The 25,685-nt window shown below is 62.1% G+C and carries 27 protein-coding genes, 3 tRNA genes and 1 pseudogene; 19 read left to right on the top strand and 12 right to left on the bottom strand.

Annotated elements, in window-relative coordinates; translation table 11 throughout:
• Positions 1–454: GTP-binding protein (locus NKH05_RS21265; RefSeq protein ID WP_352710581.1), on the bottom strand; the 454-nt coding region annotated here is incomplete at its 3' end.
• 291 nt (positions 455–745) lie between these two features.
• On the opposite strand from NKH05_RS21265, the gene NKH05_RS21270 reads away from it, so the two are divergent.
• The 4 genes from NKH05_RS21270 (at position 746) to NKH05_RS21285 (ending at position 4,164) form a co-directional block, all read left to right on the top strand.
• Positions 746–1,954, top strand: coding sequence for a glycosyltransferase family 87 protein (locus NKH05_RS21270; protein ID WP_353026006.1), 1,209 nt, complete (start codon positions 746–748; stop codon positions 1,952–1,954).
• A gap of 88 nt (positions 1,955–2,042) precedes the next feature.
• Positions 2,043–2,930 carry a DMT family transporter gene (locus NKH05_RS21275; RefSeq protein ID WP_353026008.1) on the top strand — a complete coding sequence of 296 codons (888 nt, stop codon included), beginning with the start codon at positions 2,043–2,045 and terminating at the stop codon, positions 2,928–2,930.
• Positions 2,931–2,949: 19 nt separating this feature from the next.
• The gene (locus NKH05_RS21280) at positions 2,950–3,399 is read left to right on the top strand and encodes a GFA family protein (protein WP_023717515.1); all 450 of its coding nucleotides are present in this window, start codon (positions 2,950–2,952) and stop codon (positions 3,397–3,399) included.
• A 141-nt stretch (positions 3,400–3,540) separates the two neighbouring features.
• Positions 3,541–4,164: a peptidoglycan recognition protein family protein gene (locus tag NKH05_RS21285; RefSeq protein WP_023717514.1), complete on the top strand. Its 624-nt coding sequence runs from the start codon at positions 3,541–3,543 to the stop codon at positions 4,162–4,164.
• 45 nt (positions 4,165–4,209) lie between these two features.
• Here NKH05_RS21285 and NKH05_RS21290 read toward each other — a convergent pair whose 3' ends face one another.
• Positions 4,210–4,467 (bottom strand): GlsB/YeaQ/YmgE family stress response membrane protein, encoded by a 258-nt coding sequence (locus NKH05_RS21290; protein ID WP_023717513.1) that lies wholly within the window; start codon positions 4,465–4,467, stop codon positions 4,210–4,212.
• Positions 4,468–4,626: 159 nt separating this feature from the next.
• Between NKH05_RS21290 and NKH05_RS21295 the strand changes: the two genes are divergently transcribed.
• Positions 4,627–5,094, top strand: coding sequence for a YidB family protein (locus tag NKH05_RS21295; protein ID WP_023717512.1), 468 nt, complete (start codon positions 4,627–4,629; stop codon positions 5,092–5,094).
• 178 nt (positions 5,095–5,272) lie between these two features.
• On the opposite strand, the gene NKH05_RS21300 is transcribed toward NKH05_RS21295, so the two are convergent.
• Positions 5,273–5,346: transfer RNA gene (locus NKH05_RS21300), tRNA-Gly, on the bottom strand.
• 67 nt (positions 5,347–5,413) lie between these two features.
• Positions 5,414–5,498, bottom strand: a tRNA-Tyr gene (locus NKH05_RS21305).
• A gap of 201 nt (positions 5,499–5,699) precedes the next feature.
• On the opposite strand from NKH05_RS21305, the gene NKH05_RS21310 reads away from it, so the two are divergent.
• The gene (locus tag NKH05_RS21310; protein ID WP_352587597.1) at positions 5,700–6,554 is read left to right on the top strand and encodes a TrmH family RNA methyltransferase; all 855 of its coding nucleotides are present in this window, start codon (positions 5,700–5,702) and stop codon (positions 6,552–6,554) included.
• Between the two features lie 13 nt (positions 6,555–6,567).
• Positions 6,568–6,984, top strand: coding sequence for a DUF6508 domain-containing protein (locus tag NKH05_RS21315; RefSeq protein ID WP_352587600.1), 417 nt, complete (start codon positions 6,568–6,570; stop codon positions 6,982–6,984).
• Here the strand turns inward: NKH05_RS21315 and NKH05_RS21320 are convergent.
• From NKH05_RS21320 to gcl, 3 genes are all read right to left on the bottom strand, one after another.
• Positions 6,981–7,865, bottom strand: coding sequence for a 2-hydroxy-3-oxopropionate reductase (locus NKH05_RS21320; RefSeq protein ID WP_353026009.1), 885 nt, complete (start codon positions 7,863–7,865; stop codon positions 6,981–6,983). The two genes, NKH05_RS21315 and NKH05_RS21320, sit on opposite strands and share 4 nt — an antisense overlap.
• 226 nt (positions 7,866–8,091) lie before the next feature.
• A complete protein-coding gene (hyi, locus tag NKH05_RS21325; RefSeq protein ID WP_352496177.1) occupies positions 8,092–8,889 on the bottom strand; it encodes a hydroxypyruvate isomerase in 798 nt (265 codons plus the stop codon).
• 23 nt (positions 8,890–8,912) lie between these two features.
• Positions 8,913–10,694: a glyoxylate carboligase gene (gcl, locus tag NKH05_RS21330; protein WP_352496178.1), complete on the bottom strand. Its 1,782-nt coding sequence runs from the start codon at positions 10,692–10,694 to the stop codon at positions 8,913–8,915.
• Positions 10,695–10,896: 202 nt separating this feature from the next.
• On the opposite strand from gcl, the gene bhcR reads away from it, so the two are divergent.
• Positions 10,897–11,754: an HTH-type transcriptional regulator BhcR gene (gene bhcR, locus NKH05_RS21335; protein ID WP_352496179.1), complete on the top strand. Its 858-nt coding sequence runs from the start codon at positions 10,897–10,899 to the stop codon at positions 11,752–11,754.
• A 40-nt stretch (positions 11,755–11,794) separates the two neighbouring features.
• Here the strand turns inward: bhcR and NKH05_RS21340 are convergent, their stop codons facing one another.
• The 3 genes from NKH05_RS21340 to NKH05_RS21350 form a co-directional block, all read right to left on the bottom strand.
• Positions 11,795–12,151: a hypothetical protein gene (locus NKH05_RS21340; RefSeq protein ID WP_352484569.1), complete on the bottom strand. Its 357-nt coding sequence runs from the start codon at positions 12,149–12,151 to the stop codon at positions 11,795–11,797.
• A 496-nt stretch (positions 12,152–12,647) separates the two neighbouring features.
• Positions 12,648–13,085, bottom strand: a complete 438-nt coding sequence (locus NKH05_RS21345; RefSeq protein ID WP_353026011.1) for a BA14K family protein — start codon at positions 13,083–13,085, stop codon at positions 12,648–12,650.
• 43 nt (positions 13,086–13,128) lie between these two features.
• Positions 13,129–13,296, bottom strand: coding sequence for a hypothetical protein (locus NKH05_RS21350; RefSeq protein WP_023717505.1), 168 nt, complete (start codon positions 13,294–13,296; stop codon positions 13,129–13,131).
• A gap of 156 nt (positions 13,297–13,452) precedes the next feature.
• Here NKH05_RS21350 and NKH05_RS21355 point away from each other — a divergent pair.
• From NKH05_RS21355 to NKH05_RS21370, 4 genes are all read left to right on the top strand, one after another.
• A tRNA-Thr gene (locus tag NKH05_RS21355) sits at positions 13,453–13,528 on the top strand.
• A 152-nt stretch (positions 13,529–13,680) separates the two neighbouring features.
• Entirely contained in the window at positions 13,681–13,920 is a 240-nt protein-coding gene (locus NKH05_RS21360) for a hypothetical protein (RefSeq protein ID WP_031193539.1), read from the top strand.
• Positions 13,921–14,195: 275 nt separating this feature from the next.
• Positions 14,196–14,393: a hypothetical protein gene (locus NKH05_RS21365; protein WP_084641813.1), complete on the top strand. Its 198-nt coding sequence runs from the start codon at positions 14,196–14,198 to the stop codon at positions 14,391–14,393.
• Between the two features lie 107 nt (positions 14,394–14,500).
• A complete protein-coding gene (locus tag NKH05_RS21370) occupies positions 14,501–15,139 on the top strand; it encodes a cupin domain-containing protein (RefSeq protein ID WP_353026012.1) in 639 nt (212 codons plus the stop codon).
• Positions 15,140–15,145: 6 nt separating this feature from the next.
• Here NKH05_RS21370 and NKH05_RS21375 read toward each other — a convergent pair whose 3' ends face one another.
• On the bottom strand, positions 15,146–15,760 hold the full coding sequence (locus NKH05_RS21375) for a TetR/AcrR family transcriptional regulator (protein WP_352587612.1): 615 nt from the start codon (positions 15,758–15,760) through the stop codon (positions 15,146–15,148).
• Positions 15,761–15,851: 91 nt separating this feature from the next.
• Here NKH05_RS21375 and NKH05_RS21380 point away from each other — a divergent pair, with 91 nt between their 5' ends.
• From NKH05_RS21380 to NKH05_RS21410, 7 genes are all read left to right on the top strand, one after another.
• Positions 15,852–16,958: a polyamine ABC transporter substrate-binding protein gene (locus NKH05_RS21380; protein WP_353026013.1), complete on the top strand. Its 1,107-nt coding sequence runs from the start codon at positions 15,852–15,854 to the stop codon at positions 16,956–16,958.
• A 13-nt stretch (positions 16,959–16,971) separates the two neighbouring features.
• Positions 16,972–17,814 (top strand): ABC transporter permease, encoded by an 843-nt coding sequence (locus NKH05_RS21385; RefSeq protein WP_023717500.1) that lies wholly within the window; start codon positions 16,972–16,974, stop codon positions 17,812–17,814.
• A gap of 2 nt (positions 17,815–17,816) precedes the next feature.
• Positions 17,817–18,599 (top strand): ABC transporter permease, encoded by a 783-nt coding sequence (locus tag NKH05_RS21390; protein ID WP_023717499.1) that lies wholly within the window; start codon positions 17,817–17,819, stop codon positions 18,597–18,599.
• Entirely contained in the window at positions 18,596–19,660 is a 1,065-nt protein-coding gene (locus tag NKH05_RS21395; protein ID WP_352496186.1) for an ABC transporter ATP-binding protein, read from the top strand. Before NKH05_RS21390 ends, NKH05_RS21395 begins: the two co-directional genes overlap by 4 nt.
• Positions 19,661–19,662: 2 nt before the next feature.
• Positions 19,663–20,421 (top strand): MBL fold metallo-hydrolase, encoded by a 759-nt coding sequence (locus NKH05_RS21400; protein WP_352844912.1) that lies wholly within the window; start codon positions 19,663–19,665, stop codon positions 20,419–20,421.
• Positions 20,422–20,870: 449 nt separating this feature from the next.
• Positions 20,871–21,644: an NAD kinase gene (locus tag NKH05_RS21405; RefSeq protein WP_352492517.1), complete on the top strand. Its 774-nt coding sequence runs from the start codon at positions 20,871–20,873 to the stop codon at positions 21,642–21,644.
• A gap of 190 nt (positions 21,645–21,834) precedes the next feature.
• Entirely contained in the window at positions 21,835–23,430 is a 1,596-nt protein-coding gene (locus NKH05_RS21410; protein ID WP_031193535.1) for a DEAD/DEAH box helicase, read from the top strand.
• A gap of 80 nt (positions 23,431–23,510) precedes the next feature.
• Here NKH05_RS21410 and NKH05_RS21415 read toward each other — a convergent pair.
• Positions 23,511–25,522, bottom strand: a pseudogene (locus NKH05_RS21415) (BTAD domain-containing putative transcriptional regulator).
• Between the last annotated feature and the right edge of the window lie 163 nt (positions 25,523–25,685).

A 25,685-nucleotide genomic window follows, 5' to 3' on the forward strand; every position in this document is an offset into this window, starting at 1 on the left:
GCTCACGCACCTCGAGCTCGACCAGCTCGAGCAGCTCGGCGTCGTCGACCTGGTCGACCTTGTTCAAGAACACCACGATCGACGGCACGCCGACCTGGCGGGCAAGCAGGATGTGCTCGCGGGTCTGCGGCATCGGGCCGTCGGCGGCCGACACGACCAGGATCGCGCCGTCCATCTGCGCGGCACCGGTGATCATGTTCTTCACATAATCGGCGTGGCCGGGGCAGTCGACATGGGCATAGTGGCGGGCAGCCGTCTCGTATTCGACGTGTGCCGTCGAAATGGTGATGCCGCGCGCCTTCTCTTCCGGCGCCGCATCGATCTGGTCGTAGCGCTTGTATTCGCCAAAATACTTGGTGATCGCCGCCGTCAGCGACGTCTTGCCGTGGTCGACGTGACCAATCGTGCCAATGTTCACATGAGGCTTAGTGCGCTCGAATTTACCTTTTGCCATAGTCTCTTTCCTTGGACGGCCTAAGGACGGCCTGGACCTTCAGTTCAGTCGAATGCGGGGCGATTAGCGACTAAGGCCGAAAAACACAAGTGCCTTGTGGCTGAGCGCGGCTCACTCGGTTCGAACCCATGATCCGATTTAGGGGATGTGGCCGATATGGGAATGGCAAGACGGAAATGTAAGATGGGCACGACCCAAGGCCGGAGGCGCCACAAACCCTTAATGACACTCCCTTAATGAGACTGGCTTAATGACACTGGAGCAGAATGGCGCCTGGGCACTTGCGGGTAAATGAGCATCATGCGGATTGCCACCATCGCGACAGGGCAGAACCTGCAACGTCTGATCTATCTGGCCATATGCGGCTTGATCTGCACTTACATCGGCGTGCTTGGCATTTCGATATTGATCGGCAGCTGGCTGTTCGACGAAAACGGGCGGCCGCTGGCGACCGACTTCATCGCATTCTGGGGGGCTGGCAAGCTTGTCCTGCAAGGCCATGCCGCCGATGCCTATAATTGGGACCTGCACAAGAGCATCGCGACCGCTGAAAGCGGTGCTACCTTCGACGGCTATTTTTCATGGCAGTATCCTCCGACTTTCCTGATCGTGACCGCCGCACCGGCGTTGCTATCCTATCCGGCTGCATTGGTTGCATGGATGGCGACCGGGATAACGCTCTACGCCGCCGCCATACGGCTGATCGGGAACACACGCGTTGCGATTCTGGCAGCCATGGCCTGGCCCCCCGTGCTTTGGAATACCGTGGTCGGCCAAAACGGCTTCATTACCGCTGCGTTGCTTGGCGCAGCCATCGCCTCGATCGAAAAACGCCCCGCGCTGGCCGGCCTCTGCTTCGGCCTGCTCACCTATAAGCCGCAATTCGGTCTGATGATCCCGCTTGCGCTCATCGCCGGAGGCTTTTGGCGAGTGATCGGTTGGGCCGCTGTTTCCACCACCGTCATGATCATGCTTTCCATCGGCCTCTTCGGCGCCGAGATTTGGTCCGATTTCTTCGATGCCGCCGCCAAGGTCAACGGCACCATTCTCGTCGATGGTAGGGCTGACTTCTCCAAGCTTCAAAGCCTCTACGGTTTTGTCCGCGCGCTTGGGTGGAATTGGACGCTCGCATGGACCGCGCAGGGCCTGCTCATCGCAGTTCTGAGCGCCGGCATTGTCTGGATATGGCGTCAAAAAGTGGCGTTCGACGTCAAGGCAGCAGCGCTCGCAACCGTGACGATTCTCGCTTCGCCTTACGCGTTCATCTATGATTTCGTGGCTCTTGCCATCCCGCTGGCGTTTCTAGGAAAATCAGGATTTTCGGCGAAAGAAAGCGCTGTCGTGATCGCTGCCGGAATTCTGCTCGTCTCGGGCCCCTCGGACCACCTGGCCACCGCCTTTCTCTCGGCGCTGCTTGTGTCAGGCCTGGTGGTCGGCCGCGCATGGCAGGCTTTTCCGACACGCTTGGCTTCGCGGGCTGGAGCGCTCAACGTGAATTGAAGCCATAATCCGTTCGCTTGCCGCTGGAAATCCGTTCGCTTGCCGCTGGCCCATTGCCGCTGCTGCGCCGGTCTGATTTCGTCGGCCCATGCATTTCATCCCGACTGCCATCCGAGGCCCGCTGTTCATGGTCGTTTCGACCGGGTCCTACATCGTGAACGACACGATGATGAAGCTCGCAACCGCGGGACTGCCGCCCTATGAGGTGCTGTTCCTGCGCGGCGCTGCGGCAACATTGTGGGGCATTCCGCTGCTGTTCATGCTGGGCCATGGCAAGCAGATCCCGCTGATCCTCGACGCGAAGGTGTTGCGCAGGAACCTGCTCGAACTGGGTGCTATCCTTTGCTACGTGGTGGCGCTCGCCAACATGCAGATCGCCGATTCGACCGCGCTTGGGCAGATCACACCCTTGCTGATGCTGGTCGGCTCCTCGATCCTGTTTGGCGAACGGATCGGCGGGGTGCGGCTGGCGCTGATCGGCCTTGGCTTTATCGGCGCGGTGATGGTGGCACAACCGACGATGCAGGGGATTTCGGTCTACGCCCTGCTGGCGCTGGGCAATGCCGCTCTGTCCGCGGCACGCGATCTGGCGGGACGCAAGGTCGCCGCCGAGGTGCCGGGGATGGTTGTTGCCATTTCCGCGGTGGTCGTGGTGCTCGCCGGCGCCGGCGTCGCGCATCTGCTTTCCGAGCAGTGGGTCGTGCCTGAAACCCATCACCTGCTGCTGATGGCGGGGGCCGGACTGTTCCTGATCTTCGGCCACTTCTTCATCTTCATGGCCTATCGGGTCGGGCCGACCAGCGTGGTGGCGCCGTTCTACTATTGCTTCACCGTCTGGGCGGTGATTTCGGGCCTGGTGGTATTCCGGCAACTCCCGAATGCGCTGGCCATCTGCGGTATCCTGCTGGTGGTGGCCAGCGGGTTGACAATCGTCTCGCTCGACGAGCGCAAGCGCCGGTTGACTGTCGTCGCCTAGAGCGGAAGTGGAGAAGCGCATGGCAAGCCCGGAAAGCAACCAGAATGCAAGCAACCGCACGCTCACCGGAAAGTGCCTGTGCGGCGCCGTTCAGTATGCGGTGGCGGACGCGTTCATCTATGCCGCGAACTGCCACTGCTCGAACTGCCGGCGCACCACCGGTTCGGCGTTCAAGCCATTCGCCGGCATCGAACGCGACAGGCTGAGCCTGACCAGGGGCGAGGACAATCTCATGATCTTCGGCGACGAAACCGGCCATAACGCGCACTGCAAGACTTGCGGCTCGTTGCTCTATTCGGTGGTCCGCGGCGGTGCCTTCGTGCATGTCGCCATGGGAACCCTGGTCGACGAGCCGACCATCCGCCCGACGCAGCACATCTTTGTCGGCTCCAAGGCGAAGTGGTTCACGATCACCGACGACCTGCCGCAATATGAAGAACACGTGGTCGCTGGAGATGCCGACGAATAGCTGACCGTTAGAAAACGCTCAACCAAATTATCGTTTCGTTTTCGCGTCCGTCGCCAAAGAAACTATACTGTGCTCCGTCACCGAACCTATGTCGCGGGGATTTCTGTGGCATTACCGCCCGAGTGGTTGCCCAATGTTGCGATGAGGCGCGTCATTTGCCATTGGACGGCGGGCTCGCATTCGGCCGGCGATACCGAGAAGGATGCATATCACATACTGGTCGAGGGGAATGGCCGTCTGGTCAGGGGCCGGCCTTCGATCGCGCTCAATTCCGGCCGGGTAAAACCGGGATATGCCGCGCACACGCTCAACTGCAACGGCGGCTCGATCGGGGTTTCGCTCTGTTGCATGGCCGGGGCGGAGGAAAGGCCGTTCGATGCCGGCCGCTATCCGATGACCAGGGCGCAGTGGGACGCGATGACCGCGGTTGTCGCCGAACTCTGCAAATATTACCGCATCAAGGTCACGCCCAAAACGGTGCTCTCGCACGCCGAGGTCGAAAGCAATCTCGGCATCGAGCAACGCGGAAAATGGGATTTCACCCGGCTGCCTTTCGATCCGACGATCAGCGGCGCAAGCGGCTGCGGCGAGCGGCTGCGCCGCGACGTGACGGCGGCAATGAGCTCGATGCCAAATCTGCCGGTGAGGATTGGGCGGGATGCCGTATGGCAGCGATTGCTGGAGGAACTATGGCCGATCATGGTGAGAGGGCTGGAAGCCGGCCTCAACACGCTGATCCGCGAAATCCTCAGAAGGATCAGATAGGCGGTCGGCATTCACCCGAATGCCGACGCAACTGCCGGACGGCTTCTATAGAGCCCTCTTGCCGCTGAACTGATGATAGGCCCAGAGGACAACCACGGCACCGACCACGGCTACGATCAGGCTATAGATGTTGAGCCCGGTAACGCCCGACGCGCCAAACGCGCTGAAGATGAGCCCTCCGACGATGGCCCCGACAATCCCGAGCACGATGTCGAGCACAAGGCCTTGCCCGCTTTTATTGACGATCTTGCTGCCTATGAAGCCGGCGATGACGCCGAGAATAATCCAGCTTAATATTGACATTTTTCCTCTCCGTTCCCCGCGCTCGATTACTTCCACATTATTAAGCAAAGCTCAAGCCAACTTGAAAATCATGATTACGGAAAGCTCAAACCGGCTTGAAATTCGCCATGGATGCGTCATTGTCGGAGACGGACGGGCAATTTGACATGGAGATCCACAATGGGACTGTTTGACAATGCCGTTCCCGGCGGCAACGTCGCCAAGCCGCTGATGATCGCGCTCGGCGCACTTTTGGTGGGAAAAATGCTGAGCGGTGGAAGTTCCGCCCAGCCGGAGGCAACGCAAAGCCCTGCCCCCGTCCCGCCTGATACAACAGCATCCGCCGATGGCGGCCTGCTCGGCGGTCTGGGCGGCCTGCTCGACAAACTGAAGGACGCCGGCCACGGCAACGTCGCCAATTCGTGGGTCGGTACCGGTCAGAACCAGCCGATCAACCCCAGCGATCTGGGCAGCGCTCTCGGGCCACAAATCATTCAGGAGATCGCGCAAAGGACGGGGCTGAACCAGCAGGACCTGCTCAAGCAACTGTCCGCAGCCTTGCCAGGGCTTGTCGACCAGCTGACGCCGAACGGGCAAGTGCCGCAGCAGAACCAGCTCGCGTCCATATTCAGCAAATTCGCGAGTTAAGGCATGTCGCCCAACACCGCCTGCGGTTTGGTACAACGACATGCATAAAACAACGGATTAAGGTCGTTGCGCGTCCGTCTGGACGCGCAACCAACACTTTGAATTATCGGCAAAGCGCTTCACTTGGCAGTGCCTGCTTCGGGATCGTGCGCGAGGGACGCCGCGGCTGCGGGAAATCTGGAGCGGGTAGCGGGAATCGAACCCGCATATTCAGCTTGGAAGGCTGCTGCTCTACCACTGAGCTATACCCGCGCCTTTCAGTCAAGCATCGGATACGCTCCGACGCTCGCTCTGCGTTTCAGGGCTTCCGGGCCGGCAGTGGTGGAGAGGGTTGGATTTGAACCAACGTAGGCATAGCCAACGGATTTACAGTCCGTCCCCTTTAACCACTCGGGCACCTCTCCAGTCTGCCGCCGGAGCCATGCAACGAGGCATCGACGCGTCGCGGCCGCCAAAGCAGCCCTTCCGCGAAGCGCCTTATGGCGGCAGCGCCCAAAACTGTCAACCACAACAGCCCGGCAAAAAGCGCTGAATTTCGCACCTCGCCTGACAAGCACCTTGTGCAGCTGTATCCATCGCCGGACGACACGGCTATAGAGGCCGCCATGAGCAACGATAACAAATCGAAGACCCCGAAAGATACCCACTACGCCAAGCTGCGCCGCGCGCATCGCGACGAGAAGAGCGGCGGCGCGCCGGCGTTCAGGCCACGCCAGCCGGTGCCGCCCGGGGAGAACGCGGCGGACGGGCTGGTGCGGCTTTACGGGCTGCACACGGTGCGGGCCGCACTCGACAATCCGCGCCGCAAGATCAAGAAAATGCTGGTGACGCGCAACGCTGCCGAGCGGCTGGCAATCGCCGATCTCGGCGCTTTGCCCTTCAAGGCGGAGTTGGTCGAACCCAGGGACATCGACAAGGTCACCGGCTCGGATGCCGTGCACCAGGGCGTGCTGATCGAGGCCGAGCCGCTGAAACCGAAACGCCTCGATGCGCTCGGCGACACCAGGTTGGTGCTGGTGCTCGACCAGATCACCGATCCGCACAATGTCGGCGCGATCCTGCGCTCGGCGGTGGCCTTCGGTGCCGGCGCACTGATCACCACGGCGCGCCACAGCCCGCAGGAATCCGGCGTGCTGGCGAAGTCGGCCTCCGGCGCGCTCGAGCATATCGACCAAATCGAGGTAAAGAACCTCGCCGATGCGCTCGGCCAGCTGCACGATGCCGGATTCCAGACCATCGGTCTCGATTCGGATGGACCGGCGGAGCTTGAAAAGAGTTTTTCCGGCGACAGAATAGCGCTGGTGCTCGGCGCCGAAGGCAAGGGCCTGCGCCAGAAGACGCGCGAGACGGTGACGACGCTGGCCCGGCTCGACATGCCCGGCGCCATCCGCTCGCTCAACGTGTCGAATGCGGCGGCGGTGGCGCTTTATGCGGCGAGGAAGTTTCTTTCGGCGGATTGATCGAGCGATTGGTATGTTAAAGGCGTTTTCAAACCAGGGAGAATGGCTCGCGCTTCTCGCGAGTACGATCGGCACATTAAGAACACTCACTCCGCCGGAGTTTTATGACGAGGCGAACGACCGCTACCACGCCGTGATGGATGACATATTCCAGCTTGTCCACGGCCTTGAGAATCCAGCCGATTTTGGAAAATTTCTCGACGTCAACGCCGGCCGGGAGAGTTGGTTGCCGGAGAACGCCGAAGCCCTGGCCTCCATGGACGTCACAGAGATCCATTATCGGGTCGCCAGCAACTTGGCCGATGAAAGGTGGGTTGACGGAGCTCTTAGCGAAGCGTTCGAGAACGGCACGCTTGTCCCAGCCCTTGAGCGGATAGCTGCCAATGTCGGTAAGTTCAAATTGACTGGCAGCAGCCAGCAAACTCTCTAGCCAATCTGGAAGTTCGCCATTCTTTCCAAAGCCCTGACCAGCGCCGAATGATCCTCCTTTGACCCGCCATTCGCCGCGCACGAGTTGAACAATTGCTGCGTCGTTGAAGTGTTGGGCAGGGCGACGCCGAGCGCTTTCGCGCCTTCAAGGGCGAGATTCAGGTCCTTCTGGTGGAGTTCGATGCGGAAGCCGGGCGCGAAAGTGCGCTTGATCATGCGCTCGCCATGCACTTCCAGGATGCGCGAGTTTGCGAGCCCGCCCATCAGCGCCTGCCTGACCTTGGCCGGGTCGGCGCCGGCTTTCGATGCAAAAACAAGCGCTTCGGCGACGGCCTCGATGGTCAGCGCAACGACGATCTGGTTGGCGACCTTGGTGGTCTGGCCGACGCCGTTGGGTCCGACCAGAGTGATGTTCTTGCCAAGCTTCTCGAAGATGGGCCTGGCGCGTTCGAAGGCTTTTTCCTCACCGCCAACCATGATCGTCAGCGAAGCCGCCTTGGCGCCGACCTCGCCGCCCGACACCGGCGCATCGAGATAGTCGCAGCCGAGATCATTGATTTTTTTTGCAAATGCCCTGGTCTCGATCGGCGAGATCGAGCTCATGTCGATGACCAGCTTGCCTTTGGTCAAGCCGGACGCGACGCCATTCTCGCCGAACAGCACATCGGCCACCTGCGGCGTGTCCGGAACCATGGTGATGACGATGTCGGCGGCACGGGCGACAGCGTCATGGCCGGTGATGGTCTTTAATCCCCTGGTGACCAGATCCGCCGGCGGTTTCGAGCGGTGGTCGCTGGCGACGAGGTGATAGCCAGCATTGAGCAGATGCCCCGCCATCGGCGCGCCCATAATGCCGAGTCCGATGAAGCCGATGGTTTCCATGTCTTTCTCCGTTTCTTGTTAAGGCGGCGTTCCTGCGCGCCCCCCTCTGGCCTGCCGGCCATCTCCCCACGAGTGGGGAGATCGGCAGTTCGCGCTCCGGCCGTTAAACTTTCCCGACCTCGAAAATTGGCGAAAGCGGCGGTGACATCCAATCTCCCTCCTTGTGGGGGAGATGGCCGGCAGGCCAGAGGGGGCGCGCAGGAACGCGACGTGCGATACGTAGCGTCTATGCCGCCGCACTCCCCTGCCCGGCCCCGTCCCGAAACCACCCGAGCCCGGCTTCCGTTCCGCCCTTCGGCTTGTACTCCGCCCCGACCCAGCCGGGGTACCCGATCCTGTCGATGTGCTTGTATAAAAAAGGAAAATTGATCTCGCCCGTCCCCGGCTCATGACGGCCAGGATTGTCCGCAAGCTGGATATGCGCGATGCGGTTGAGGTTTGCCTCGATGGTACGGGCGAGATCCCCCTCCATCATCTGCATGTGATAGATGTCGTATTGCAGGAACAGGTTCTTCGAGCCGACGCGGTCGATCAGCGCCAGCGCCTGGTCCGAGTAATTCAGGAAGAAGCCCGGGATATCGCGGGTGTTGATCGGCTCGATCAGCAGCCGGATGCCGGCCTGCTCCAGCTTTTCCGCCGCGAAAGCCAGATTTTCGGCGAAGACGTCTTCCAGCACGGAGCGATCGACGCCCTGCGGCGCGATGCCGGCGAGGCAATTGACCTGCTCGCAACCCAGCGCGTGCGCGTAGGTGACGACCTTGGCAATGCCTTGCCGGAACTCCGGGATGCGGTCCGGCAGGATCGCGATGCCGCGCTCGCCCTTGGCCCAGTCACCGGCAGGCAGGTTGAACAGGACCTGCGTCAACCCGTTCTGCTTCAACCTTGCCACAACGACATCCGGCGCATGGTCATAGGGGCCGATATACTCGACACCCCTAAAGCCCGCTCGGGCGGCGGCATCGAAGCGGTCGAGGAAGTCGTGCTCGCCAAAGAGCATCGAAAGATTGGCTGAAAACCGTGGCATGGCAGTAATTCCTCATAAAACAGCTAGTCGAGCATGACGATCGCCGTCGGCGCGTCTTCGTGATGCTCGGCAAGCTCCTCGAACTCGGTGATCTTGTCGATTTCGGTGCCCATCGAAACGTTGGTGACGCGCTCGAGGATGAATTCGAGCACAACCGGAACCTGGTGCTCGTTCATCAGGCGCTGCGCCTCCTCGAAGGCACCGGCGAATTCCTCCGGCTTGCGCACCCTGACGGCCTTGCAGCCCATCGCCTCGGCGACAGCGACGTGGTCGACGCCGTAGCCAGCTTCGGCATCGCCCTGTCGATTGACGTTCTCGAAGGCCAGGCTGACTTCGAAATCCATCGAAAACCCGCGCTGCGCCTGGCGGATCAGGCCGAGATAGGCATTGTTCACGACGACATGGATGTAGGGCAGTCTGTGCTGCGCGCCGGCTGCCAGTTCCTCGATCATGAACTGGAAATCATAATCGCCGGAAAGTGCGACAATGGTACGGTCCGGATCGGCGGCGCGAACGCCGAGCGCCGCCGGCAATGTCCAGCCGAGCGGCCCGGCCTGGCCGCAATTGATCCAGTTGCGCGGCTTATAGACATGCAGGAACTGCGCCCCGGCGATCTGCGACAGGCCGATCGTGGTGACGTAGGTGGTGTCGCGGCCGAACGCCTTGTTCATCTCCTCGTAGATGCGCTGCGGCTTCAGCGGCACCTGGTCGAAATGCGTCTTGCGCTTCATCGTCTTCTTGCGCTGCCGGCATTCGCCGGCCCAGCCCGACCAGTCGCGCAATTTCCCGGCCGTCCTCCATTCGGTGGCGACGTCGAGCAGCATTTTAAGCGCCGCACCGGCGTCCGAGACGACGCCAAGGTCCGGCGCGAAGACGCGGCCGATCTGCGTCGGTTCGATATCGACGTGGATGAATTTCTTGCCCTTGGTGTAGACGTCGACCGAACCGGTGTGGCGGTTGGCCCAGCGGTTGCCGATGCCTAATACGAAATCGGCTTCGAGCATCGTCGCATTGCCGTAGCGGTGCGAGGTCTGCAGCCCGCACATGCCAGCCATCAGGCGGTGGTCGTCGGGGATCGCGCCCCAGCCCATCAGCGTCGGAATGACAGGCACGCCGGTGACTTCGGCGAATTCGATCAACAGGTCCGACGCATCGGCGTTGATGATGCCGCCACCGGCGACGATCAGCGGCTTGTCGGCCGCATTGAGCATTTTCAGGGCCTTCTCCGCCTGAGCGCGCGACATTGCCGGCTTGAACGGCACCAGCGGCTCATAAGCATCGATGTCGAACTCGATCTCAGCCAGTTGCACATCGACCGGCAGATCAACGAGAACCGGCCCCGGCCGCGACGAGCGCATCAGATGGAACGCCTTCTGCAACGCCATCGGCACCAGATAGGGTTCCATGACGGTAACAGCCCATTTGGCGACGGGCGCGGCGATGGCGGCGATGTCGACAGCCTGGAAATCCTCTTTGTTGAGGCGAGCCCGCGGCGCCTGCCCGGTGATGCAGAGGATCGGGATGGAATCGGCAGCGGCCGAATAGAGGCCGGTGATCATGTCGGTGCCGGCGGGACCCGAAGTGCCGATGCACAGACCGATATTGCCCGATCTGGCGCGGGTAAATCCTTCGGCCATATGCGAAGCCGCCTCGACGTGCCGCGCAAGGATGTGGCGGATACTGCCCCTCGCCTTCAGCGCCGAATAAAGCGGGTTGATCGCAGCACCCGGCACGCCGAAGGCACAGGAAATGCCTTCCTTTTCGAGGACGAGAACCGCTGCGTCGACTGCGCGCATCTTGGCCATGTCAGCCTCCACGGAATTGTTGATGGCCGATGATGCCAGTGCGCCGACTACTTTTCAATTTTTTCAGAATATTTTTTCATTTCTAGAGAGCGGCTCTTGTGAATTGAATTGATTGGCCTTTCTGTTTTCCATGAATTCGCTTCGCAAATCGATGAAAAACTTTTTCATTGCTTGCTTGGGCGAACAGGGGAAGAATGGATCCATGGAAACCACTGAAAAACGGCAGCGCGGCCGGCCACGCGCCTTCAACGGGCCGTCCGAGGCCGCCTCGGTGCAGTCGCTGGACCGGGCGTTGCGCATCCTGGCGATCGTGGCCGATGGCAGTGGCCTGTCGCTGAGCGAGATCGCCGCCAATTCCGGTCTGCCGGCATCCACCGCCTACCGCATGCTGACGACGCTGGAGAACCATGGCATGGTCGAGTTCGACGGCACCGACCAGCTGTGGTCGATCGGCGTCGAAACCTATCGCATGGGCGCGGCGTTCCTGCGCCGCCGCAAGCTGGTCGATCGCGCCCGCATCGTCATGCAGGAATTGATGGAGAAGACCGGCGAGACCGCCAATCTCGGCGTCGCCGAGGACGATTGCGTCGTCTTCGTCAGCCAGGTCGAAACACACCAGGCGATCCGCGCCTTCTTCCGGCCGGGCACGCGCAGTTCCTTCCATGCCTCGGGCATCGGTAAGGCAGTGCTGGCGCATCTCGAGCCGGAACGCGTCGCCACCATCCTGCGCCGAGCCGGCCTGGAGCGCTTCACTGAAAACACGCTGTCCGACATCTCGGCTCTCGCCCGCGACCTGGTGACGATCAAGCTGCGCGGCTGGTCGGTCGACGACGAGGAGCGGCATCCGGGTATGCGCTGCGTTGCCGCCGCCATCTTCAACGAATTCGGCGAGCCGATTGGCGGCGTTTCGGTCTCCGGGCCGACGGTGCGCGTCACGCCGGAACGGTTGGCCGAGATCGGCCCGTTGGTGCGCGATGCGGCGGCGGAGGTGACGAGGATGATCGGCGGGCTGCCGACCCCTCCCGGCCTTGGCAGCGAACCGAGCGCATGGCAGCGCTGACCAGCGCCGAATGGTGCGACATCTGCCAGGATGGCCAGAGCTAGGCCCCGGGCACCGCGCTCTTGGTCGACAGGTCGTAGAAATCAAGCAGCATCGCCAGCCCAACTCCGCAGGCGGTGAAGATGAGGCCGGCAATGAAGATACGATTGGCGCGTTCATAAACGCGCCGTTGTAGAGACGTTATATCGAGCAGCAACCGCAGCGCTCGTATCTGCAGGGCAATGCCGATCAAAATCGGCACGACGGCGGCCAGGTGATAGATTTCCCATGGTATCGGGTTGGCGGCCCAATGCGTGATGAAGCCCAGCGAGAACGCCAGCAGGATGCCGACGGTGGTGATTGTGCCGTTGCGGAAAATCGTCTCGATCGGCTCTTCGTTCGGATCGTGTTCGCCCAAGCGCCCTCTCCCTGTTTCGGCTCGGCAGTAGATTGCTGTTCGGCTTGTAGATTAGGCTGCTGGGAAACCCCTGTACATCGGCAAGAGCCGAACGGCGGGATAAGGCAGTTTTCAGTGTTGGCGATTGGCGAAAGCCGTGCGGCAATCCAATCTCCCCCCTTGCGGGGGAGATGTCCGGCAGGACAGACGGGGGTGCGAAGGATCGCCGACGTCGATGTTCAGCCACTCCAACTGGGAATTGGCGTAGGCTTGACTGTCATCTATTGACAAGTAGTGCGGGGCAGCACCCCCTCTGCCCTGCCGGGCATCTCCCCCGCAAGGGGGGAGATTGGCAGTTTCGTCGACGGCGCCCAATTCAAAAATGATGAGCTATGCCGACATTGGCAGTCGACCATTCGAATAGGAACTCAGACATACAGAAAAAGGGGCGGTGGGATGCCCCTTCTTCCGGTTGCCTGAAACGGTCACCTCCTCTCAAAACGGGCGGTAGTGGCTCTCAAAGGTGGCAGCGATGGCGATAACCGTCGTACCCGACATAGGTGTCCGAGTACGGGTCGTAGCTCTGGTAGCGATTGAGGCAGCGCCGGACATGCCAGGAGCCGCCGTCTTCCTCGATATAGACGGTGCGCGGCTGGGCGAGCGCGCTGCCGAGCAGGAAGCCGCCGACACCTGCAGCAATGCCGATGCCGAGGTGCTTGTGCTTGTGATGGGCGGCCGAAGGCTGAACCGTACCAACCAGCATGGCGGCGGCGACGGTGGTGGCGACGAGGCCGGAAACGATGGTGCGTTTGAACATGACGATCTCCTTGTTGTGAGAGGCGACCCACCGCCTCTTGACCGTCAGTCGTCGCAACAAGGAAAAAGGTTCGAAGATCTTTTTGGATTTTTTCTCGAAGGGAGAAATCGCCCGGCCTGATGCGTCGGCCGCGACCACGAACAGTCGCCGGTCGACAGTTCACCGGAACAATCGGCAGACCTCAGCCCATGCCGGTGATATGGCGAAGCCAGAAGGCGAGCGCGATGAAGCCGATGATGGTGGTGACGCCGGTCCAGTCGATATTGGCGCGCTTCAGATCCCTGACGAGCTTCACCAGGAGAACCCAGGCCACGACGACGAGCGGGAGAATGATGACAAACCTGATCATGCGACAGCCTCGCTGATGCGATTGCACCTTCGGTCAATATAGGAAGCGAATTGGCCGTTTTCAGGACGCCCTGGCGGCAGAACCGGCGCGGTCGCGGCAGCCGAAAACGGAGTTTTGTCTTTACTGGCGCAGCAAATATGCTAACCCGAGCGCCGTGCCCTTGTAGCTCAGCTGGTAGAGCAGCGGTTTTGTAAACCGAAGGTCGGCGGTTCGATTCCGTCCGGGGGCACCAGTGCGGGCTTCTTGAGACCTCCGGGGCGCTTGATATCTGCTCGTCCCCGATATCCACAGGCCGGGGCCGTCAGATCGGTAGCACATCAGCTTCAACGCATATATTCCCTAGCGGAAACCATAGTTCCCTAGCGGAAAACCTAGGAGTCTTCGTTGGAGCAGAAACGCACGACCGCCCCCTTCATCAACGGTATGTTTGGCGGCCTTATCGTCTTCGCCTTCGCGCTTGGTTTCCGTTTCCTGATAAGTCCCGATCCCGATCCAGCATCAAGAGCAACGACAAGCCTTTCCGTACTGGCCTTTGCGATTTGTTTCGGCGCGGCTTTCCTCCGCGAGCATCGACGCCAGATTGCCGCCGCCAGAGAATATCTAAGCCGCCCAAGATCGTACTAGGGGCGTACGTGTCGGGACCGTCCTCGTCGGGTCACCAGAAACTTCCGTGAAATTGCTGGCAAAATCTGTCGCCAGACAACGAGCTAGCATCTCATATCTGGAAACGCTGAGCCCGGGCGTGTCTTCGCCGTTGCAGAGCCGTCGTTTCGGCCCGCTCTCCCGGCCTCGGCCATCTCGTACCATTCGATTAAATTGCTCCTGTGTATATTAGCACTCGCTCAATTAAGCGCGCCGACAATGTCGGTGCGGCGGGCCAAAAACCAAAGGGTGTTGTCATGCGAAGCGATTTCGCCGCGGCGCGCGAGCTTTTGGAGTGCGCACAAAACCGCCTCTGCGGCGCGGATGAAACGAGCCGGCGCGTCAACGAGGCCCTCGACGCGCTGATTGAAGAAATAGCCATCGCGGAATTCCGCAAGGCGCCGCTGACGGTCGTGCCGTTTCCGCGAGCGCGGCCTCCAAAGCATGTTCGGTAGGGCGTCGCGCCTGTGTTAACAGAACGTCGGCGCCTGTAGGCGTTGAAGCACCATGCCTTCAACCGTATAGTTGGCGGCGCTGATGCTATGAACCCACGAGCTGATCCATGTCACGCTGTGGAGATGTCTACGAGAACAAGGTGACCGGCGAATATGCTGTCATCCTGCGTGGCACGGAAGACCGCGGAGATGGGCCAGGCATCGCCCATCTGACCGCTCGGCCGGGAGCCGCAGTGGTGGGCGAGCACTTCCACCCGAACCTGACGGAACGGTTTACCGTCCTCGGCGGCCGGCTCGATGCTTGCATCGCCGGGAAGACTTTGTCTCTGGGGCCTGGCCAATCCGCCGCGATCGAAGCAGGCGTCGCACATGATTGGTGGAACAGCAGCAAAACCGAAGAAGCGCATGCCCTGGTCGAAGTCGACCGGGCGCCGGGTGCGGACGATATCGACCCGAACCGTTTCGAGCTGCTGATTGGCATGCTCTTCGGCCTGGCCAATGCCGGCAAGGTGGACAAAAAAGGCAGGCCTTCGCCGCTTCAGGCGGCGGTCATCGCCAGGGAATTTGCCGACGTGATCGTCTTCACGCACCCGCCACCTGCGATTCAGCGAGTGGCGCTGGGGATCCTGGCGCCACTCGGCCATCTGCTTGGCTATCACGCGATCGACCCCGTCTACTGCAAGCCGCACGGGCACGTCACGCCGGCGCCCGAAGCCCTCGCTCGGGCAGGTCTTTCGGCTGGGTGACTGCAGTCAAACCCCAATCGCCGCCACCAATATCCTGTTCTGCCTGCGTATCGCCGTGCGCAGTTCGGCAATTCTCGCCTCCTCGCGCTTCACGAATTCGATGAACATCATGTTCATGTTGTTGAAGATGAGTTCGCCGAGCGCCGGCCCGTCGATGTCGCGGCGCACCAGGCCGAGCGCCTGCAGGCGGGCGATCAGCGCACGGATCTGCTCGGTCAGTGCCCGGTCGAGCGCGGTATAGGCCTGGCCGAACGGGCTGTCCGGCAGTTGCGTCGAGATCGCCATCGCCTGCCGCCACATCTCCTTGCTGAGATAATGCAGCGAATGTTCGATATAGATGCCGAGCAGCGTATCCAGCGCGTCGCCGACATTGGCCGGCGGGTTGGCGACGACGCCGCGCCCGGCATTGAGCACCTCGTTGACCTCCAGCGAGACGATGGCGCCGAGGATGTCGCCCTTGTTCTGGTAGTAATTGTAGATCGTGCCGACCGAGACTTCGGCCTGCGCCGCGATGGTCTCGATCTTGGCGCCTTCATAACCGGCATCGCGGAATAGGTCCGCTGCCGCCTCGATGATGCGGCGGTGCCGATCCGCCTTCTGCCTTGCCCGCAATCCGCTCATAGCGGCTGTTTGCCACGAAAACAGAATTGACTCAATTTTAGAATTGGTTCAATTTTTTGCCACAAGCCAAAAAGGCAAGGGAGAACACTCGATGTCCATCAATCCAAAGACCCCCAATCCAATTACCAGGAACCCGCTTTCCGTTCTGAAGAGCCATCTCCAAGGCGCGTGCGCCGCGGCAGCACTGCTGCTGGCGGCTGGCAGCCTCGCTCAGGCGCAGGACCTGAACGCGCTGATCTGGTGCGATCACGCCGATCCGGCGCTGTTGCAGCCGTTCGAGGAGGCCAACGGCGTCAAGGTCAATGTCAAGGAGTTCGAAGGCACCGGCGCCGGCCTGGCCATCGTCGATCAATCACAGCCCGGCGACTGGGACGTGATGGTGATCGACAGCATCGACGTACCGCGCGGCGTCGAAAAAGGCCTGTTCGAGCCGCTACCGGAAGACAAGCTGCCGCTGGTCGACCTGTTTCCGCAGGTGAAGATGGATAGCTCCACCGTCGTCGACGGCAAGCGTTACGGCATCACCGAAAAGTTCGGCTACAACACGATCGGCTACAACAAGACCAAAGTCGACCCGGCCGACATGCAGTCGATGGCGGCGCTGACCGGCGACAAATACAAGGGCAAGATCGCCATCTACGATTATTACCTGCCGGTCATCGGCATGGCCGCACTGGCGATCGGCAAGAAGACTGCCGAGCTGACCGAAGCCGACCTTCCCGCCATCAAGGAAGAGCTGCTCAAAATGAAGGCCAACGCCAAGCTGGTCGGCGAAGTGACCGCCAGCCAGACGGCGCTGGCGACCGGCGAGGTCGACATTCTGGTCGGCGGCGGCGAATGGGTGACGGCGGGGCTGGCCAAGGAAAACCCGGCGCTGGACTTCTCTATCCCGAAAGAAGGCGCCGTGCTGTGGTCGCAGTCGCTTGCAATGTTCAAGGATTCCAAGAACAAGGAGCTGGCACTTAAATTCATCCAGTACATTATGAGCCCCGAAGGCCAGGCGCGGCTCGCCACCTCGTCCTGCTATTGGGGCATGCCGGCCAACACCAAAGCGGCGCTGAGCGACGAGCAGAAGAAGATCCTGCGCTTCGACGAGCAGGAGGAATTCCTCGCCCGCGCGCAATCCTATCCGGCGCCGAATGCCGATCTCGACAAGAAGATGCAGGACGTCTGGACCGAAATGCTGCAGGCGCAATGACCGGCTGCCGGTCGTGAACTCCGCCAGCAGCGGGCGTGCCCTACCCTGGGCGCTGGTCACGCCGGCGCTCGGCTGGACGCTGCTGTTCTTCGTGCTGCCCTTCGTCGCCATGGCGGTATCCAGCCTGACGGCGCATGAAGGCGGCGGCTTCACGCTATCCAACTACAGCCAGTTTTTTGCCAATCCATCCTACTGGCAGGCGATGGTGAATTCGCTGCAGGTCACGGCCATCGTCACCGTGATCTCGGTGCTGCTTGCCTATCCCTTCGCCTGGATCCTGGCCGAGCAGGTGCCGGAGCGCTGGCAGCGGCTGGCGCTGATGCTGGCGGTGCTGCCGTTCTGGACCTCCTATGTCGTGCGTTCCTATTCGTGGCTGCTGGTGCTGGCGCAGAACGGCGTCGTCAACCGCGCGTTGACCGGCTCCGGGCTGTTCAGCGAACCGCTGCAGCTTGCCAATACGCGGCTAGCGACCGTCACCGGCTTCGTGCATTTCTTCGTCATGCTGTTGACGCTGACGATCTTCGCCAATCTGAAGCAGCTCAGCCCCAGCTACCGCAAGGCCGCAGCCGACCTCGGCGCCGGGCCGATCCGGACATTCCTGCATGTCGTTCTGCCGCTGACGCTGCCTGGCATCATGGTCGGCGCCTTCCTCACCTTTGTGCTGTGCATCGGCGACTACATCACACCGCAGATCCTCGGCGGCAACAATGAGCTGTTGATGCCGCAGCTCGTCATGATGCAGATCGGCCGGCGCGGCGACTTTCCGCTCGCCTCGGCGCTGTCGATCATCCTGATGGCGGTCGTCACCATCGCCTATCTCGCCTGCGCCCGCTGGCTGAAGATCGAGCGGGCTTGACCATGCGCGCTCTCATCCGCCTCGTCTCCGGCCTTTACGCCATCGCCATCTACGGCTTCATCTTCCTGCCGGTGGTTGTGCTGATACTGTTTTCGCTGCAGGCGACGTCGTTTCCGATCCCGCCCTTCACCGGGCCGTCGCTGCGCTGGTACGAGGCCGTGCTCGCCGATACGCGGCTCACCTCGGCGCTGGTCAACTCGCTGCTGGTTGCCGTCCTCTCTTCGGCTGTCGCCGTCACGCTCGGCTTTCTCTCGGCCTGGGGTTTTGCACGCTTCGCCTTGCCGGGCTCGGGCCTGATGCGTGGACTGATCACGCTGCCACTGACCGTCAGCTATCTCATCATCGGCATGGGGCTGCTGGTGCTGTTCAACTGGGCCGGCGTGCCGAAGTCGCTTCTTGCCGCCGGCATCGGCCATGTCGTGATCAACCTGCCGCTGTGCTTTGCCATCGTCTACAGTCAGATGGGCGACCACCAGATCAATATCGAGCGCGCCGCGCGCGACCTCGGCGCGCCCGAATGGAAGGTGCTGCTGCTGATCACCGTGCCTGTGATGGCGCCGGCGATCTTCGCCGGTTTCTTCCTGTCGATGACCTTCTCCTGGGACGAATTCGTCATCTCGTTCCTGTTGACGCGCTTCGACACGACGCTGCCGGTCGAGATCTGGAACCTGCTGCGCTCCGGTCTCAATCCCAAGACCAACGCCGTCGGCTCGCTGGTCTTCGCCGTCTCCATCGTGCTGGTGGTATTGTTCGAGCTGATGCTGTTGCGGAGGAAGCCGGCATGACCGCGCCACTGGTCGATATAAGCTCTGTCTCGCATCGCTTCGGCCAGCACACGGTGCTGAAGAACGTCTCGCTGACGATCGAGCCGGGCAGCTACACGATCCTGCTTGGGCCGTCCGGCTCCGGCAAGACGACGCTTTTGTCCATCCTCGGCGGCTTCGTCACGCCGAGCGAAGGCAAGGTGCTGATCCGCGGCGAGGACTGCACTGCCGTGCCACCGGCGAAGCGGCCGACCACGACCGTGTTCCAGGATTATGCGCTGTTCCCGCATATGAGCGTCGGCAGCAATGTCGGCTTCGGTCTGCGCATGCAGGGCGTCGATGGCGCAACCCGGGCAGCGAGAGCGCGCGAGGCGCTGGCGCTGGTTGGGCTGGCCACCGCCTTCGACAAGAAGCCGCACCAGCTTTCCGGCGGGCAGCGGCAGCGCGTGGCACTGGCGCGCGCCCTGGTGGTCGAGCCGGCGGTGCTCCTGCTCGACGAGCCGCTCGGTGCGCTCGACCTCAAATTGCGCCGGCAGATGCAGGACGAGTTGAAGGCGATCCAGAAGCGTGTCGGCACCGCCTTCATCCACGTCACCCACGACCAGGAAGAGGCGATGGCGCTGGCCGACCATTGCGTGGTGATGAATGACGGGCGCATCGAGGATGAAGGACCGCCGGAGCGCGTCTATGCACGGCCGGCGACGCGCTTTTCCGCGACCTTCATGGGCGAAAGCACGCTGTTATCGGGAACGGTGACGGAGGCGAAGAGCGGCAAAATCACCGTCACCACGAAGCTTGGGTCGCTCTCCCTGGCCGGCACATTGCCGGCCGGCTCGACGGTTGCGCTGGCTATCCGGCCGGAGCATCTTGTCCTCGGTGCGATCGGCGGCGCTGTAGCGCTTGGCATGATCAAGGTCAGCGACGTCGTCTTCCAGGGTAGCTTCAAGCGTGTGCTGGGGACCTCCACGACCGACCCGGCGCTGCACTTCATCGCCAAGGTTCCCGCCGCATCGGCCGTCCAGCCCGGCGACGTGGTCGCCGTATCGTGCGATGCTGGCGACATCATCCTGCTTGCGGACTGAACATGAACACGCTTCCAATTATCGACGCTCCTAACTGGTACGAGAGCATCCGCATGGGCGATGGCGTGACGCTGATCCACGAGCCGTGGATCAAGCCGTTCTTCCGCTGCAACATCTGGCATGTGCGGGGCCGCGACCGCGACCTGCTGTTCGACACCGGCCTCGGCCATTTCAGCCTGCGCCGCCACGTACCGCTGGTCACGGAACGCAAGCTCACCTGCGTGGCCAGCCACACGCATTTCGACCATATCGGCTGCCATCACGAATTTCCCGACCGCTGCGTGCACCCGGCCGAGGCCGAGATCCTCGCCGACCCGCGCAACGAATGGACGGTTGCCGACCGCTATGCCACCGAGGAGATGTTCGACGGCATGCCGCAAGGCTGGGATACGAAGCGCTACCAGATCCTGCCCGCACCAGCCGGCCGGTTGCTCGAACAAGGCGACATCGTCGATCTCGGCGACCGTGCCTTCGAGGTCATCCACACGCCCGGCCATTCACCCGGCGGCATTGCGCTCTACGAAAACAGGACGGGCATCCTGTTCTCCGGCGACATCATCTATGACGGCCCGCTGATCGACGACGTTTATCACTCCGATATCGACGACTATGTCGAAACGCTGCTTCGTATGCGCGGTCTCGATGTCTCGGTCGTGCATGGCGGGCATTTCCCGAGCTTCGGCAAAGTCCGCTATCGCCAGCTTGTCGACGAGTATCTCGCGCAAAAGCGCCAGGCCGGCTGCCATCTGCTCGCCCGATAAGGACTAGCGTTGTAGCGTCAAAGCGCCCTTTGCGGGCAGGGTGTCCCCGCCGCGTCGCCGCAGCGTGAGGCCGTGGGCTCGGGTCTAAAACTCTTTTCCTCCGACTGGCGCACCAGTTCCGCGAAAGCCAGGGCAAAACTTGCCAGCATCAGGAAGACGATAATCAAGCGTGCCAGCGGCAATAGATCGGCCTCGACTGGTTAGCCCCACGCCGCCCATCCACTGCCGGCTAACATGATCGATCCGGCTTTACGAGAGTTTAAGGCAGGTCTTAACCATCACATCATTTTGTCCCCCGACATGATGCGCGAGTGCGCCCTGTTTGGCCGCCATCTCAAGACACCTCCCTCCCTTTGCAGAAATGCCCGCCCATGCTAACCCGGCGCTGGCGCGACCCCGCAACCGGTCGCCACCAATCGGTCGTTGCCAATCGGTTGTCGTTGAGAGCCATGAGCAAAACCGCCAGCCGTTTCGCCTTCGTCTCATCCGGTACAGCCGACGCCAATGCAGCGCTGGAAAGCCTTTCGGCACGCTACGGCCAGGCATCCGTCGAGGATGCCGGGATCGTCGTGGCGCTCGGTGGCGACGGCTTTCTGCTACAGACCCTGCGCGAGACGATGAGCACTGGAAAGAAGGTCTACGGCATGAACCGTGGCACCATCGGTTTCCTGATGAACGAATACCGCGCCAGCGGCTTGACCGGGCGCATCGCAGCTGCGGTCGCCGAAACGATCCGTCCGCTGGAGATGCAGGCGGTGACGGCGGAGGGTGAGACGATTTCGGCGCTGGCGATCAACGAGGTCGCGCTCTGGCGCCAGTCCTACCAGACCGCCAAGATCCGCATCACCGTGGATGGGCAAGAGCGGCTGGAGGAATTGCACTGCGACGGCGTTATGATTGCGACGCCGGCCGGCTCGACCGCGTATAATCTGTCGGCGCACGGGCCGATCCTGCCGCTCGACGCTCCGCTGCTGGCGCTGACCCCGGTCAGCCCGTTTCGTCCGCGCCGCTGGCGCGGCGCGCTGCTGTCCAACAAGGCGATCGTGCGTTTCGACATTCTGGAGCCGGAAAAGCGGCCGGTGAATGCCGCCGCCGACCACACCGAGGTCAAGGCGGTGACGACGGTCACGGTGAGGGAATCGCCGACGGCGACGGCGACGCTGCTGTTCGATCCCAACCATTCGTGGAACGAGCGCATTCTCGCCGAACAGTTCCGCTACTGAGCCGGCGCAGCAGCCACTGCGCAAATTAAGCATCGCGATTAAGGTTACGACTTCACAATCGCGCCAATGCCGCCCGTTTGTGTTGACAAATCGTAGGCTTGCGCCTACCTGCAATACCAATCTTGCAGGCGCGCGGCGCTTGCCGCGACTGCTTATGTTGCGCCCCCGAACCAGCCAAAGACAGCCAAACTTGTCCTCAGACACCCAGATCGCTCAAGAAGCGTTGACCTTCGCAGACCTCGGCCTGTCGCCGAAGGTCCTTTCCGCAGTTACCGATGCCGGCTACACCGAGCCGACGCCGATCCAGGCTGGTGCTATCCCGCACGCCTTGCTCGGCAAGGACGTGCTGGGCATTGCCCAGACCGGCACCGGCAAGACGGCGTCCTTCGTCCTGCCGATGCTCACCCGGCTGGAAAAGGGCCGCGCCCGCGCCCGCATGCCGCGTACGCTGATCCTCGAGCCGACGCGCGAGCTTGCCGCACAGGTCGAGGAAAACTTCGTCAAATACGGCAAGAACCACAAGCTCAACATCGCGCTGCTGATCGGCGGCGTGTCCTTCGACGAGCAGGACAAGAAGCTCGAGCGCGGCGCCGACGTGCTGATCGCGACTCCCGGCCGCCTGCTCGACCATCGCGAGCGCGGCAAGCTCCTGCTCAATGGCGTCGAGATCCTCGTCATCGACGAGGCCGACCGCATGCTCGACATGGGCTTCATCCCCGACATCGAGCGCATCTGCGAGATGATCCCGTTCACCAGGCAGACGCTGTTCTTCTCAGCGACGATGCCGCCGGAGATCACCAAGCTCACCGAGAAGTTCCTGCACGCGCCGGTGCGCGTCGAAGTGTCGAAGGCTGCATCGGCCGCCACCAACATCATCCAGCGGCTGGTGAAATCCGGGCCAAAGCCTTGGGACAAGCGCGAGACGCTGCGCAATCTGATGAAGGCCGAGGATGCCGAGCTGAAGAACGCCATCATCTTCTGCAACCGCAAGGTCGAGGTGTCGGAGCTGTTCCGCTCGCTGCTGAAATATGATTTCGACGCCGGCGCCCTGCACGGCGACATGGACCAGCGCGCGCGCATGCAGATGCTGGCCAATTTCCGTGACGGCAAGCTGCGCTATCTCGTTGCTTCGGACGTCGCGGCGCGCGGCCTCGACATTCCCGACGTCAGCCATGTCTTCAACTACGACGTGCCGATCCACGCCGAGGATTATGTCCACCGCATCGGCCGTACCGGCCGCGCCGGACGCTCCGGCAAATCCTTCACCATCGCGACCAAATCGGACACCAAATACATCGACGCCATCGAACGGCTGATCGGCACCAAGATCGAGTGGCATGACGGCGACCTGTCGACGGTCGTCGTCAGCGAAGGCGGCGAGGATGAGGCCCCCCGCCGTGGCCGTGGTGCGCCACGCCGCGCCGGGCGCAAGGACGACGCCAAGGACAGGGGCGAGCGCAAGCCGCGTGAACGCCACGCCAAACGTGGCGAGGAAACGGCGCCGGAAGCGGTGAGCGAGGAACAGCCGGTCGTGGCCGAAGCCGCGGTCGCCGACATCGGCGAGCGGCGTACCCGCAAAGAGGCGATCCGCTCGGAAAACAGCGAGCGCCAAGCTTCACCTGAACGGAAGGCTTCGCCCGATCGCAGCGAGCGGCGCGCGCCGGAACGCGGCGATACCAGGCCACAGCGCGAGCGCCCTGCCCGTCAGCGCCAGGAAGACAATGACGCGACCGTGGGCTTCGGCGACGACATGCCGGCCTTCATGCGGATCGTCGCCAAGGTCTGATACCACAGCGCTCGCGCGTCCCGCCGACGCGCGAAGCACGAAGCCGGCATAAGACGGCCTCGCCTCACGCTGAGATGGCGTTAGTCCGGCAGGCCCGCCTTGCGAAGGCCTTCGATGTACCTGCTGCGATCGTCCGGTCGATAAAACGGCGGCAGCACCTCGGCAAGATTCGAAAGCCGCAGCGAGGGATCGAGCTCGCAGACCCGGGCCATCATCTGCTGCGCTTCCGACAGGCGCCCCGCAAGGGCATGACTCGCCGCCACTACACGCATCGCGCTCACGTAGTTCGGTTGGTACCGCAGCGACTTTCCCGCCCAAGTGGCGGCGTCATCGTAGTGGCCGGCACAAAAATGAGCGAGCCCGGTGTTGAATTGCCAAGCGAACAGGCGTGGATCCAATGGGCTTAGGCGCATGGCAAGCGCGGCGTGCTCGACGGCCTTGCCTGGCTCGCCAAAGCAAGCCCTGACCCAGCTGCTTAGGCCCCACGCGGCCGCTAGATTCGGGTTGAGAACGAGCGCGCGATCGATGCAAGCCGCACTGTCGTCAAGGTCGCCACCTACGTAGCCGAGCACGTATCCACCGAAGGAAAGCGCAATCGCATCGTCCCTTCCGAGTTCGACCGCTCTCCTGGCCAGTCGAGTAGCCTCGGCATTCTCTTTCGCGCGGTCGACCATCCAGCCGTTGCTTTTTCGGGTAGCGTAGCACCGCGCCGCCCGCGCATAGGCTGCGGCAAACTCCGGGTCACCGTCGATCGCCTTCATGAAGAGGCGCAAGGCATCGTCAATGGCCGACCTACTAGTGATCGTCCGGTCAAAGGCCGCCAGCCCGCGGAGATAGTAGTCATAGGCGTCGAGGCTTTCAGTCGGTTTGCGTTTGGCACGCTCGATCTCAGCCTCCTCCATTTTCGGTGTGATTGCGCCGACAATGCTCGAGGCGACCTGGTCCTGCAGATCGAAGACTTCGGCGAGCGCTCCGTCAAAACGGTCGGCCCAGAGATAGGCCCCTGTCGAGGTGTGATGAGCTGCCCGGCGATGCGCAGGCGGTCGCCAGCCCGGCGAACACTTCCCTCGACCACATAGCGCACGCCCAGCTCACGCCCGACCTGCTCTATGTCTACGGACCGTCCCCTGTAGGTGAAGCTCGAATTCCGTGCGACTACGAACAGGTGACGAAAGTGAGCCAAGGCCGTGACAATGTCTTCCACCATACCGTCGGCAAAATATTCCTGCTCCATATCACCGCTTAGATTCTGAAACGGCAGCACCGCTACCGATGGGTGGTCGTCGCGCCTCGTCGGGGCCGCCAGAACCTGCGCCAGTGATGCGACGCCGGAGCTTGGCTCCGGCCGCGGACGTTCAGGTCGTTCACGGGACTGCAGAGAAGCCGCCAGCGAGCTTGTCTGCTCCTCAGGCTCTGCATCCAGATGTTTTTTCAAAGCTGCCCGACACAGCTCGAACTGGCGTAAGGCGGCGTTTTCGTGACCTCGATGAGCGTGGATGCGGATCAGCGCCCGATGGGCCGCCTCCGCCGTCGGATCCGGGGCGAGCAATCTCTCCGCGAGCCCTTCGCAGGCCGTCTCTTCCGCTGAGCCGGGTGCGGGCAGCGCCAGGCTCAGCCGATCGACCAACTGCAGCGCTTTGCGCTGATACTTGCTCAGATAAGGTCTGAACCACTCGTCCAGTTCGTCAGGAATGGCTTGCCCGGCAAGCAGCTCACCGCGGTACAGATCGGCGGCGAAGGCGAGATCAGTGGTCCGGCCCTCCTCCAGCTTCCGGTCGAAGATCGAGATGTCCGCCTCATCCGGACCGGCAATAAGCGCGACGGTTTCCTGATCCCCATCGATGTAGACGGTTGCATCCGAGCTGGCGGGGAACGTGCGCCGGATGTCGACCAGCGCCTGACGCAAACTATTGCGGGCCTGACCATTGCTTCGCCCCGGCCAAAAGGCTTCGGAAAGCTGCTCGCGACGATGGCCGCGGCGGCCTGCGAGAACCAGAGCAGCAAAAAGAAGCGAAGTCTTGCGTGTGGCGAACCGGACGGGCCGGCGCTCCGGGGAAGTAACCTCCAGGCCACCAAGCAACCGGATGCGCACAAATCGTCTCCAGACTTCGACCGCAGCGACAGAATAGCATCTCGGTGGATCGATTTAACACCGATTTAACGGCGGATCGTCGGACTCCTCCCAATTGTTCACACACAGCCGAACAGCCCGAAAACACCTGCGTGGCACGCTCCCATCCGCAAACTCGAAATGG

The sequence above is a fragment of the Mesorhizobium sp. M1399 genome (assembly GCF_040317735.1).
Taxonomy (GTDB): domain Bacteria; phylum Pseudomonadota; class Alphaproteobacteria; order Rhizobiales; family Rhizobiaceae; genus Mesorhizobium.